12 protein-coding genes are annotated in these 12,391 nt (G+C 52.2%); 5 read left to right on the top strand and 7 right to left on the bottom strand.

What is annotated here, in order from left to right; translation table 11 throughout:
- Window positions 1–912, top strand: a 912-nt coding sequence (locus CKL79_RS15990) for a transposase (RefSeq protein ID WP_141242221.1), incomplete at its 5' end; no start/stop codon positions are given.
- Window positions 913–1,101: 189 nt separating this feature from the next.
- Here the strand turns inward: CKL79_RS15990 and hydA are convergent.
- Both hydA and CKL79_RS15980 read right to left on the bottom strand, forming a co-directional pair.
- Window positions 1,102–2,517 carry a dihydropyrimidinase gene (gene hydA / locus CKL79_RS15985; RefSeq protein WP_121970578.1) on the bottom strand — a complete coding sequence of 472 codons (1,416 nt, stop codon included), beginning with the start codon at window positions 2,515–2,517 and terminating at the stop codon, window positions 1,102–1,104.
- A gap of 70 nt (window positions 2,518–2,587) precedes the next feature.
- Window positions 2,588–3,967, bottom strand: coding sequence for a heterodisulfide reductase-related iron-sulfur binding cluster (locus CKL79_RS15980; protein WP_121970577.1), 1,380 nt, complete (start codon window positions 3,965–3,967; stop codon window positions 2,588–2,590).
- Between the two features lie 178 nt (window positions 3,968–4,145).
- Between CKL79_RS15980 and CKL79_RS15975 the strand changes: the two genes are divergently transcribed.
- Window positions 4,146–4,829, top strand: a complete 684-nt coding sequence (locus CKL79_RS15975) for an actin-binding WH2 domain-containing protein (RefSeq protein WP_121970576.1) — start codon at window positions 4,146–4,148, stop codon at window positions 4,827–4,829.
- Window positions 4,830–4,927: 98 nt separating this feature from the next.
- A complete protein-coding gene (locus CKL79_RS15970) occupies window positions 4,928–5,638 on the top strand; it encodes a hypothetical protein (protein WP_121970575.1) in 711 nt (236 codons plus the stop codon).
- On the opposite strand, the gene CKL79_RS15965 is transcribed toward CKL79_RS15970, so the two are convergent.
- The 3 genes from CKL79_RS15965 to CKL79_RS15955 form a co-directional block, all read right to left on the bottom strand.
- On the bottom strand, window positions 5,635–6,216 hold the full coding sequence (locus CKL79_RS15965) for a cold shock domain-containing protein (protein ID WP_121970574.1): 582 nt from the start codon (window positions 6,214–6,216) through the stop codon (window positions 5,635–5,637). The genes CKL79_RS15970 and CKL79_RS15965 overlap by 4 nt on opposite strands.
- A 99-nt stretch (window positions 6,217–6,315) precedes the next feature.
- Entirely contained in the window at window positions 6,316–7,320 is a 1,005-nt protein-coding gene (locus CKL79_RS15960) for an alpha/beta fold hydrolase (RefSeq protein ID WP_121970573.1), read from the bottom strand.
- A gap of 62 nt (window positions 7,321–7,382) precedes the next feature.
- Entirely contained in the window at window positions 7,383–8,309 is a 927-nt protein-coding gene (locus CKL79_RS15955) for a fatty acid desaturase (protein WP_121970572.1), read from the bottom strand.
- Between the two features lie 185 nt (window positions 8,310–8,494).
- Here CKL79_RS15955 and CKL79_RS15950 point away from each other — a divergent pair, with 185 nt between their 5' ends.
- Window positions 8,495–9,211: a GntR family transcriptional regulator gene (locus CKL79_RS15950; RefSeq protein WP_121970571.1), complete on the top strand. Its 717-nt coding sequence runs from the start codon at window positions 8,495–8,497 to the stop codon at window positions 9,209–9,211.
- 23 nt (window positions 9,212–9,234) lie between these two features.
- Here CKL79_RS15950 and CKL79_RS15945 read toward each other — a convergent pair whose 3' ends face one another.
- Window positions 9,235–10,344: a sulfotransferase gene (locus tag CKL79_RS15945; RefSeq protein WP_240518900.1), complete on the bottom strand. Its 1,110-nt coding sequence runs from the start codon at window positions 10,342–10,344 to the stop codon at window positions 9,235–9,237.
- A gap of 5 nt (window positions 10,345–10,349) precedes the next feature.
- Window positions 10,350–11,363 (bottom strand): adenosyl-hopene transferase HpnH, encoded by a 1,014-nt coding sequence (gene hpnH / locus CKL79_RS15940; RefSeq protein WP_121970569.1) that lies wholly within the window; start codon window positions 11,361–11,363, stop codon window positions 10,350–10,352.
- A 157-nt stretch (window positions 11,364–11,520) separates the two neighbouring features.
- On the opposite strand from hpnH, the gene CKL79_RS15935 reads away from it, so the two are divergent.
- Entirely contained in the window at window positions 11,521–12,357 is an 837-nt protein-coding gene (locus CKL79_RS15935) for a phytoene/squalene synthase family protein (protein WP_121970568.1), read from the top strand.
- Window positions 12,358–12,391: the final 34 nt, after the last annotated feature.

Genomic DNA, 12,391 nt, shown 5'->3' with positions numbered 1-12,391 from the left:
CTATTTGCCTATTTTCGCAGTAGTGAGCACAAGTCCCGGCAAAACTATCTCAAGCTCCTGCGTCATCCGTTTGAGGACTATGTGCTCAACGAATATGCCCAAGCCTACCTGAGCGCTCATGGGCTAGCGTCTCGCCATTTAGAGAAACTGAGCTTTTCTGAGCAGGTGATTTGTCAGGGTGAATCGGCATGGGCAGCTTATTTAGAGCGCCTTGATATCGTCACCCCGCTCGCGGTTAGGTTGGTCACCGAAGCGGCTTTGCTCGGCAGTGTGATTAGCCATGGGGTGTCACCTGAGTTGATTATCCTCAGTGATGGTGCGCCGCAGTTTGTCTTGTTCGTCCATGCCCTGTGCTGGATACATATGGAACGTACCCTGCGCAAATTGAGCGGCGAAACCCCTGCGCAGCTCAACGAAATTGAAGCCCTGCGCTATCAGCTGTGGGCCTACTACCAAGCCTTGAAGTTTTATCGCCAAGACCCCTCTGCTGACGATATACCTGCATTCAACCGAGGCTTTGATGCCATCTTTGCACAGACCTTCGAGGACAATGCGCCCTTAAACGCGGTGCTCAAGCAGTTTACCAACCACAAGGCAGAACTCCTGCGCGTCCTGGAGATGCCAGCGCTGCCTTTGCATACCAATGCCGCTGAATCTGATATTCGCGAGATGGTCACTCGTCGTAAGATTAGTGGCACCACTCGCCATGACTTGGGCAGGCAGGCGCGTGACACCTTTGTCGGCCTCAAAAAAACCTGTCGCAAGCTGGGCTTTTCGTTCTGGCAATATTTGACCTCCAGGCTCAAACACGATGACACTGTTCCCTTGTTGCCTGATGTCATTAGACAAAGAGCGGCTCAGGCAACGGCTCAGGCCCTGCCTGCTGAGTCGGCTTGTTTTGTTGCAAGCTAAAACAAGCTTGCCTTCTACCAGCGGTTATTGAGCTATTGCATCGAATGTCTGTCTAGGGCTAATGCCAAGCACTAAAAAACCGGTAGGTTATAAAACCATCTCAATTAAGAAAATAGTAGCCGAAGGCTGTTAGAGAAAGATTCTACCGAGCGATAAAAATCTACAGAGATGAGTGACCAGCATCACCGCTTACATCACTCTGCCAGAGGCTGACCGGCTTAGATACCGCCCCATACCTGATCGCCCCAGCCACTGCTCTTCTTCTACAATCAGCTCTCCGCGCAGAAACACTTTCTTCACCTGCCCCTGAATACTTCGCCCTTCAAAGAGAGAGTAGTCTACGTTTGAATGCTGCGTGCTGGCGCTCAGCGTGTGTTGTTGATTGGGGTCGAACAACACAATGTCGGCATCGCTCCCGACGGCGATCGTTCCTTTTTGAGGAAATAGCCCAAACATCTTGGCAGGGGCAGTAGCGGTAAGCTGCACAAAGCGATTGAGAGTGATCTTGCCTGCTCTCACGCCGCCATCATACAGTAGCTCTAGCCGCAGCTCTACGCCAGGAGCACCGTTCGGAATATTGTTGAAGTTGTCTTGACCCATCCGCTTAGATCTGAATATGCCCATCGGGTTTTCATTAAAACAGAAGGGACAGTGATCGGTCGAGACAATTTGCAGATCGTCAAAGCGCAAGCCCCGCCAGAGTTCGTGCTGACATTTATGGTCTCGCAGGGGCGGCGTCATCACATACTTGGCACTCTCAAAGCCAGGACGATCATATTCACCCTGGTTTAGAAAAAGATAGTGAGGGCAGGTTTCGGCAAAAGCGGGAATGCCGCGATCGCGCGCCTCCACCACCGCATCTAAAGCCTCTTTTGCCGACAGATGCACGATATAAACCGGCACCTCCGCCAGCTCTGCAATCCGAATCACCCGGTGAGTAGCTTCGCCCTCCATCAGCCGGGGCCGCGTCAGCTGGTGGAATTTAGGAGAAGTGTTACCCGCTGCCAGCGCCTCTTCAATCAGCGCCTGAATCACGGTGCCGTTTTCTGCATGAATATTTACCATGCCGCCGTGGTCACTCACTTTGCGCATAATCTTGTAGATGGCCGCATCATCTACCATCAGCACGCCAGGATAGGCCATGTAGAGCTTAAAGCTGGAGACGCCTTCATTGTTGACCAAGTCAGGGAGTTCGGCCAGCGCATCGTCATTCGCATCGGTGATAATGACATGAAAGCCGTAGTCTACGCAGCACTGAGGCTCTGCTGCTGCTAGCCGCCGATCTAGCGCTGCCTTCGGGCTTTCTCCATGAAACTGCTGGGCAAAGTCAATGACTGTTGTCGTGCCGCCAAAGGCCGCTGAGCGAGTGCCGCTCTCAAAGCTGTCGCAGGTATAAACGTCATTGCCCATCGGCGTTTCCATATGCACATGCACATCGACGCCGCCGGGGATGACGAGCAGCCCTGTGGCGTCGTGAACTTCGGCATCTTCTGGCTGTAGGGTGCGAGCGATCGCTTCCACCTTTCCGTTCTCAACCAAAACATCCGCGACGTAATCGTCAACAGCAGTCACAATGCGTCCGCCTTTAATCAGCACTTTGCTCATAGTCTCCTCCTGGTCGGCGCTGTCTGAATAGTCCCTAAATTCAGGACTACCTAGTTTGGCACGTATCGAGCTATAGCTGCACGCCTCGAATAGACATATCTAGCAACTGCATAGGATGCATGAGGATAACGGTTTTACCTTGCTTTTCTAAGGATTGCTTGATCTGTAAAGAACAACCTGGGTTAGAAGAAGCGATTAGCTCAGCTCCGGTATTCAGTAAGCTAGTGGCTTTCATTTGGCCAAGTTCCTGAGCAATTTCTGGCTGTAGCATATTGTATACCCCGGCGCTGCCACAGCACAGTGCCGCATCTAGCGGTTCGCGCAGGCTAATACCGGGAATTTGCTGTAAAAGCTGACGGGGCTGAAGACTAATTTTTTGACCGTGGAGCAAGTGACAAGCGTCTTGGTAAACAGTCACTAGCGGCTCGTCTTGCAAGGGAGACAGTGGCGCTGTCAGCCCTATTTCGGCAAGAAACTCCTGAACATCTCGAACTTTGGCAGAAAAGGCTCGGGCACGCTCCGCATAGTCTGGATCGTCTGCCAAAATGTGACCGTACTCTTTTAGCGTGTGGCCGCAGCCTGCCGCATTGATAATTATATAGTCAACGTCCGCGCCTGCAAAGCTGTCGATCATCTGGCGGGCGAGTGCTTGCGCCTGAGCTGTTTCGCCCTGGTGCGCCGGGAGCGCAGAGCAGCAGCCCTGAGATCTCGGAACAACAATCTCGCAGCCGTTAGCGCTCAGCACCCGAGCAGTCGCTTCGTTGACCCCTGTGAAAAAAACTCGCTGAACGCAGCCTAAAATCATCCCCACCCGATAGCGAGCCTTCCCCTGAGCCGGTATCAGCTCAGGGAGATTGTCTGCAAAGCAGCTAGCCGTTACCGGGGGCAGCAGACTCTCCATCGCCGCCAGATTTGGCGAGAGTTGCTTCAGCAATCCGCTGGACTGAATTAGCTTAGAGAGCCCAGATCTTTGGTAGAGAGCCAGCGGCGCTAACAAAAGACGAATGCGATCAGGATAGGGAAACAGAGAGAAGATTAGCTGGCGCAGCACTTTTTGAGGGAGAGGGCGGGAATGATTGCGCTGAATTTGAGGGCGGACATTGGCGATGAGCTGGTCGTACTGAACGCCGGAGGGACAGGCGGTGGTACAGGCCAGGCAGCCTAAGCAGGTATCAAAATGTTTGACTGAAGCGGCAGAGAGAGGGGCTTCACCTTTGTTAATGGCATCCATCAAGTAGATGCGACCGCGCGGAGAGTCGTTTTCTTTGCCGATAACCCGGTAGCTCGGGCAGGTGGGCAAGCAAAATCCGCAGTGTACGCAGGCGTCAATCAATGACTGCTCGGGAGGTGCAGCAGGGTCAAAGCCAGCGCCATTCTCAGCGCTTTCCTCATTGAGTGCAGTAGTAGCCAAACTGGTATCTAACTTGAGCGGGCCGTCTGAAGTTTTCATAAGCAGTCTGATAGCAGGGTTCCCTTAGTCTCTAAGCTTAGCGCGTGTCATCCGCATGAGTGACTCTGACGGTTTGCGGAATGCGATCGCTTCTCTCTGTATCCCTTTAGACAGGTAGCATCTCTCGGCATTTACTCCCAACGCAGGGAACCACGAAAGAGAATTACAGAGGGAAACTATGAATCATTTTGCAGTGCTCATTCGGCTATTGCGCGATCGCCGAATGTTCTTAGACGAGGTGCGCTCAGGCACTAAGCTAGAGACCAAAATCGCCTCGCTACTGGTGGCTAGCAGCTTCTTTTTTTCAATATACGGCGCGATTATCGGCTCTTACGGCGGCGGCTTACAAATTATCTCTTCGGCCATCAAGCTCCCGGCGCTGTATTTACTGACGCTGATTATCTGTCTGCCAACTCTCTACTTCTTCGACATTTTGTTTGGCTCCAGGCTCGGCTTTAAGCAATATGTCACCATGGCGCTGACTTCGGTGGCCGTGATTAGCGTGCTGCTTTTTAGCTTTGCCCCGGTCGTCTTGTTCTTCTTGATTTCGGTCAAAGGCTACAAATTCTTTTTACTGATGACGGTGCTGGTAATGGCGATTACTGGCTGTGTGGGCGTCAGACTGTTTTACAAGGGGATGATCGACATGGTTGGCCCGGAGGCGATTGAGCAAAAAATGCGCCGCCGACTCTTGCAAGGCTGGGTGGTGCTATACGCCCTGGTGGGCTCTCAGCTTGGCTGGACGCTGAGACCGTTTGTCGGCACAGAAGGAGAACCTTTTCAAATCTTTCGGCCCGAGATTGACGGTAATTTCTACGCTCAGGTCTTTCGCTCCATTGGCTCTATGCTGGGCTTTTACTAAACTGCGAGAAGTGCAGACAGATAATAAAAACCGAGATAATAAAGACCGATGGGTGAGATTCTCTCAGGCTTATAAATTGGGATGGGTGGACAGCAATAATGGCTGAAGAGCTAGCAAATCTGGATAATTTGAGGATCACTCAGCGCGAGCTAGACCAGCTTACAGATCTCGATATCAGCGAAGTGACGATGGGCTGGGCCTACCGGCAGAGCGCTTTTCGTCCGCAGCGACGGCTGGCCTGGCTAAGCGAACAGATACTTACCCTGGGGGTCGCGCTGATCTTTTGCGTGCCGGTGACGCTGCTGTTGGTGCGGGCGCTCAGCGGAGACAGTATGCAGGCGGTGTGGCGCTGGTTGCCGCTAGGAGGAATCGGGGCGATCGCGCTCACCTTTGCCTGGAGTATCTATCGCTGGCAGGCAGGCAAAGGTCTGCTCACCTTGAGCTACCTGCTCGATGAAATCGACCGCTTTAACGAAATGGTCGCTGCCGTCGAAATTTTAAAAGAACTGGGCGCGGCTAAGACCAGCCGTCTGAACTTAGAAAACCAGCAGGAAGTGATAGAGGCGCTGCATCTCACCCGAGAGAGCCTGGTGTGCGGTCTGATGACGGAGCGAGTCATGCGCAAGCACCAGCGGTTTATGAGTCAGCGGGCGGAGATGTTTTCCAACATTGAGCGAAATTTAGCCACGCTGCAGCGGCTACAGGTGAGCGATGACGCTAGTGAATACAGCCGTCTGCTGAATGAAGCGATTCAGATCGGCACGAGCGTGCATCGGGAGCTGAGTGGGGGCGATCGCGCTAATCGCTAGTGGGGTGCCTTTTGCCAACCGCCGGCGATCGCCTCTGATTCCGTACAAAACCATCGCTCTCTTTTTTGAGAGTCAATCACCGTTGTCTCATAATCTTCCATACCTGGCAGATGGTAGAGCTTTCTGCCTGTATTCATTGAGATATTGCCCTTAACAGTGCAGTTCGAATTTGCGATGTTTGCATTCACAAACGGAGCGAGTTTGTCGTGAAACCAGTCAGCCTCTATTGAAAGTAAGACTGAAAGCAAGACAGCGACTAAAGCGCCAATGCCTGAAACAGCACTTAGCAAATTTTTAACCTGGTCGCTTGACCTTTTTCTATATCTGCTACCAGCCGTTTTCGTGGTCAGAGAACGCGGCGAAACCCCTTGAATGGAGACTTTAGCAGCGCGCACTTTCCCATTCGATTCGGTAGCTCGCTCGTACAAAATCATATCGTTTACTTTGGGCCGACGGCTCAATCTCTCCAGTGCACTGATGTGCAAAAAGACATCTTGACTGCCATCGTCCGGTTTGATAAAGCCAAATCCCCTATCATCCTTCCAGGATGACAATTTTCCTCGCTGCCGAGATGCCATGACGTTGTCTCATATGGATACCCGTCTATATTCTTCCCAGCGCAAAATTAGCGATCGCCACTCTTCGGTCAGTGCCATCTTCTACAAAACAGCGCCCCTCTAACGGCTTAACAGATCTTCAATAGCTTGTTTGATAAAGGTTTCATCTTCAGCGTTTTGATAGGGATTGCCCGCCCGGTGACCCCAGATTGAAGGAATGGGTCGATACTCGCTGTGTGGAATCAGCGCAGCCTCCGCCTCGCAGTCTGCTGGTGTAAAGTACAGATCGGTGGTCGCAGGCATCACCAGCGTTTGCGCGGCAATAGACATCAGTGCCTGCTCATAGTAGCCGTTGTAAACCGGATTATCACTGACATCGCAGCGTAGCCAGGTCTCAATCATCGCTAGCAAATTATGCGGATCGCGTTTGCGATAGCCCGCTTCCCAACTGCGTAGCAAATAGTCTTCTAAAGACTCGTACCCCCATTCTAGATAGGGCTTGGCCCGGTAATAAGCCTGCGAAGCCGCCCAGCTTGCATAGATTTGAGTAAAGGTGTGAAATCCACGCTCGGGTATGCCCTCAAAGCGATCGCCCTTCCAAGCCGGGTCACCCTGTAAAGCCGCCCGCAAACTGTAGAGAAAAATACGATTGTGATCGGTGGTTTTGGCGGTACCACACAGCGCCGCAATCCGCCTGACCTGCTCCGGATAGAGCACACCCCAGTGATACGCCTGCTGCGCCCCCATCGACCAGCCATAGACCAGCGCTAACTGCTCTATACCCAGACTGTTTAGCAGCGCCTGCTGAGCCCGAACGTTGTCATAGTGCGTGAAATAAAAGCCGGGTTGCTGAGCCTGTTCACAGTTGCTAGGCGAGGTAGAAAGGCCGTTACCAAACATATTCGGCATGATCACAAACCAGTCTGCCGGGTCTAAGATGCCACCTGGACGTATCAACCAGTCAACATCGGTATGCTGCGCTCCGTAGGAAGTGGGGTAGAGAATGACGTTGGTACGAGAAGGATTTAGCTGGCCGTAGGTTTGGTATACCAGATCGGCCTCAGGGAGAACTGCGCCGCACTGTAGCTGAAAAGCTTTGATAGTAAAACGGTGGGGGGAGGCCATATCAGGGAAAAACCGGGCTAGAGATGAGCGGAGAGATCCTGAGCGCTAATCAATGCCAGCGGCTAACTCAGCTGTTGCACAATCTTTTGGTTAACGCGCAGATATCCGGAATCTACCGAGGCAAAATGTTGTTTTAGCGTTTGGTGAGCCTGAGGCAAGGCATGAAAAGGAATCGACGGATAGAGATGGTGCTCGGCATGGTAAGGCATGTTCCACATAAGCAGTCGCAGCGGCCAAAGGGTGAGGGTTGTGCGCGTATTGGTGAGCAAGTTGTCGCCATAAGTGCAGCCGGTATGCTCAGCTAAGAGAACAAATCGCAAAAGCGGCTGTCCGACGGCTAGCGGCAAGAGCCAGCCCGTGACCAAAAAGTAGGGATGTCCGATGGCGGCAGCAATCAGTCCAACAGCGATGTAGGTGCCTAACTGTAGTTGGGTCGAGCGTATGACTTCTCTGCGAGCGCTGTCAGATAAAAAAGGGCAGTCGTCCAAGTCTCCTAAAGCCGCTCTGAGGTGACCTTTGATCTTACCTATCCACCAAGAGAAGCCCGTGAGATGCCAGAGGTATTGGCTCAACGTCTTCGGCTCAGGATCTTCTAACTCAGGATCTTTACCCGGCACTCGGGTGTAGCGATGGTGCCACTTATGATAGTGCCGGTAGAAGGTACTGTTATAGAACGACAGCAGTCCGGCTAGCCAGGCGATCGCATCATTCGCCCGAGTATTGGCAAACGCCGTTCGATGGACGCACTCATGCACCGCACAAAACATGAAGGCCAAACTCGCCCCGTACACCACCAGCGCCGGGAGCGCCAGCCAACCGGGAGCCGTTTCCCAGAGGTAGCCGCTCACCGCCATGACTGCTAGGTGCGCAGCCAATCGGCCGGTACCCGCCAGATTAGATCGTTGGTTTAAAGGGGTGAGTTCGGCAGGTGATAGAAGCTGACGCGGATTAAAGCTGGCTGAAGCGGAAGATTGCACGGTAGTTAACATCTGCTGCACGCTGAAGATGATGAGGGTAAAACGTAGCTGATTGACGAGAAAAGCTAGCCTCGTATTATCACTTGTTATAACAAGCTGAGCGTAACACACGCAAGCCTGCTATAACAATCTGTACGTGGCTATACAAAAAAATGAGTCGTTTAGCTCTATAGCCTGCTGCTCCTAACCTGCTGACTATGACCGTTCCTTTACATATCAGTATCTCTGAGCAGCTTCGCGGCCAGATTGAAGCAGGCAAGTATCGGCCCGGCGAAAAGCTGCCGAGCGAACATCAGCTAATGAAAACATATGATGTGAGCCGCATCACCGCCAGGCAGGCAATTACCAATTTGGTTAGTCAGGGTTTGGTTCAGGCGCAGCAGGGCAAAGGGGTATTTGTCACGCCTCAGCAGAAGGTGGCTTACTCACTCTCTAGCCCGCTAGTCTTTTTAGAGGAAGACATTGCCCGCAAAGGCATGAATTTTACGTTTGAAAACCTGACCTTTAGAAAAGTGCGTCCGCCCAAGGCCGTGCAAGCCATCTTGCAGCTCACCGATCAGCCGATAGCCTATTTGCAAAAGAAGCTGCTGCGGATGGATGGGGCGGTAGGAGCTATCGATATCACCTACATTTTGCCAGAATTGGGCCAGAGACTGGGGGCGCAGCTCAAGCAGAAAATGACCTTTCCGACCTTAGAAGCCAATGCGATCGCTATTGAGCGCATTGACGCTGTGATCGAATGCACGCACGCCGACTACGAGATGAGCGGCTACTTAGAGGTGCCGATCGGACAGCCGCTGATTGTCTATCGCTACACCACTTACACCAGTCAGCAGCCGATTTTATACGGCGAGACCATCTCGCGAGCAGACCGATTTTGCTACTCGCTGACGATTAAAGGGAACGGCAGCTAACTTGACCTGCCGCGAATAGATAATCACGAACAGGTAGGAGGTTCGTAGCCCCAGCGATCAATCAAAGGTTGCCAGCGATCGCTCACCTGTTCAATCATCTCTTTAGGAAAAGAATATTGGTTCTTCTGATAGTGTTTTTGTGAGTCGAGATAGCGCTGAAAAGCAGGCAGGTCATCTTCCCAACCCGCTAACTCTAGCTGCTCATAAACCTGAGAGAGCTGTTCAATCGGCTGAGCTTCAAACGTTTCAAACTGGAGCGCGATAAAATCTTTTTTGGGCAAAGACTCAGTATCTTGCAAAAGCTGATTGATCATCTTAGGGTAGCTCTCCAGCACAATCTCTTCGACTGGGACATGCTCAAAAGGCTGCAAAGACAGTTCTCGAAAAAGCTTGGCGTAAAAATTTAGCGTGGAGCGAAAGACAACATAGGGATTGCGATAGATGTGAATGAACTTGGCATCTGGCCAGAGCTGACGCAGCCGCTGCACGCGGGCGGTGTAAACCGGATTTTTGATCAGCAACTGCTGGTCGGGGTTTTGGAGCTGAAGCTTTTTGCAAAAGTGAACCATTGCCTGCTGCCAGCGCTCAATTTCTAATTCGCTACAGCCCTCAAAAAAAATCCCGGCGTTGAAGTTTTGGGTAAAGCGTTGGGGAAAATACAGGCCGTGGTAGAACGACAGCAGTTGCATACTAGCTAAGGCGATCTCGTCCTCTTGGGGAGAATCTGGGTTCACCGGCACCCGGTCAATAAATCGATCTTTGGGCAGGGCTCGCTCTAAAATTGGCTGTAGCCCATTGCCCAGGGTGAGAAAGTCCCAAGGTAAACCTACGGCTAGCGGTGAGGTATAGGCAAACTGAGGCGACTGACACAGTACGCTGTGCAAAAATGTCGTGCCGCTACGCCAGTGGCCCACGATAAAAATAGGAGATTTGGTCTGCTCAGGTAGCGGAGAACGCGCCACCTGCCAGCGTTCGTACGTTGAGAAAGGCCAGCGCAGCAGCGCAGTTCCTAGAATGATAGAGAGATGCACCGGGTAGCGCCCCGGCCCATTTTGGCGAAGGAGGGCCGTAAGCGTCTTTAGATTTGCACCCATGAGGGGGTGCAGCAGGCGGGGCTGGGTAGAAGAGGGCACAGGATTTAGCCGAAAAGACTGCCGAGCGATCGCGCCATATTCCGAGGCTGCATCGCATCTGCTGCCGCCGTGGGCTCATAGCCGCAGTGAACCATACAGTTTGCGCATTCAGGATTGCCGCTTTTTGCGCCGTAGCTATCCCAGTCGGTCTGATCGAGCAGCTCTTGAAAAGTTTTGTAGTGCCCCTCATTTAGCAGGTAGCAAGGCTTTTGCCAGCCCAATACGCTGTAGCTAGGGCTGCCCCAAGGCGTACAGTCGTAGTCTTTTTGGCCGATCAAAAAATCTAAAAAGAGCGGATTGTGATTAAACTGCCAGGCTTTTTTGCCGCTGTTAAAAGGCGCTAGGATCTCCCGGAACAGCGCTTTGGTCTGTTCTTTTTGCAGAAAGTGATCCTGGTCGGGGGCCCATTCGTAGCTGTACCCAGGAGAGACCATCATGCCATCTACCCCAATTTCAGTCAGGTAGTCAAACAGATCTTGAATTTCTTTGGGATCGGTGCCCTGGAATACAGTGGTATTGGTCGTCACCCGAAAGCCTCTGGCCTTGGCCGCACGAATGGCGCTGATCGCCGTTTCAAACACGCCTTTGCGGTCTACGCAGTGGTCGTGCAGTTCCTTCAGTCCGTCGAGATGAATGCTAAAGCTCAAGTAAGCCGAGGGCTCAAACTTATCCAGGCTTTTTTCTAGCAGCAGTCCGTTTGTACAGAGGTAGACAAACTTTTTACGCTCGACTAATCCCCGTACAATTTCGTCAATTTGAGGGTGCAGCAAGGGCTCACCGCCGGGGATAGAAACTACCGGCACACCGCACTCCTCAACCGCATCAAAACATTCTTGAGGAGAAAGATTTTGCTTAAGAATTTCTTTTGGATGCTGAATTTTTCCGCAGCCAGAGCAGGCCAAATTGCATCGAAACAGCGGCTCTAGCATGAGTACCAGAGGATACCGCTTGCGACCTCTAAGACGTTGAGACACGAGGTATTGGCCGACTGAGACCGCCTGCTGGAGATGAATGCCCATGAATGCTTAAGTCCTTTGAATTTTTAGCTATTTAATTTCTAGACTATTTGAATTTTTATCCTATCGTGGCAAAATTAGCTACTTCAAAATTAACCCACCATTAATTATTCTATATAGCAATCACTACATTATCCGTAGTGTATATGAGGAGAGAACTATGCTACCTGTCGATCCCGCTCTGGCTTTATTGAAAGCAACCAGCCGAACTTTTTTTATTCCTATCAGCCTATTGCCTTCAGGTCTTAAAGAAGCTGTAGCGTCTGCCTACCTGTGTATGCGGGCGATTGACCAGATTGAAGATCATGCCGATATGGATTTTGTTCTTAAGTCCAAGCTACTCAGGCAGCTCAGCTTAAATTTGCAGGCAGGGACAGCAACTTCTGCCGCAGATGATTTTGCGGTCGGGCTGAAAGATGGCGGGGCAGAGTTGGAAGAGGTGACGCTGCGAATTGGCGAGTGGGCGCTGCTGGCCCCGGCGACGATTTCACCGCGTATCTGGGATGCGACAGCGGCGATGGCCGACCGGATGGCCTACTGGGCAGAGCGCAACTGGCTGATTCAAGATGAGGCGGATCTCAATCGCTATTCGTTTAGCGTGGCGGGGGCGGTGGGCCTGATGCTGTCTGATCTGTGGGCCTGGCACGATGGAACTCAGACTAGCCGCACCGAGGCGATTGGCTTTGGGCGGGGTCTACAGTCAGTCAATATTTTGCGCAACCACGCTGAAGATATGACCCGAGGCGTAGACTTTTACCCCAACGGCTGGACAGACGCTGACATGCAGCGCTATGCCCGCCGCAACTTGGCGCTGGCAGATGCCTATACAGCCACCTTACCTAAAGGCCCGGCGCTGACGTTTTGCCGCATTCCGCTAGCGCTGGCACACGGTACGCTTGACGCGCTTTCTCAAGGCAGAGAGAAGCTCAGCCGTAGCGATGTGCTGGCCATTGTCGGCCAGATTACTAAGGAGCAGATCGCCCAAGTTGCCAGCTAGCTTTGTATCTATTGATACTATAGAAGCGCGATCG

Origin of the sequence: Leptolyngbya sp. BC1307, assembly GCF_002286735.1 — a bacterium.
Lineage (GTDB): Bacteria > Cyanobacteriota > Cyanobacteriia > Phormidesmidales > Phormidesmidaceae > Phormidesmis.
Note: the sequence above shows the minus strand (reverse complement) of the source record. Positions and strands in the feature narration are given on the sequence as shown.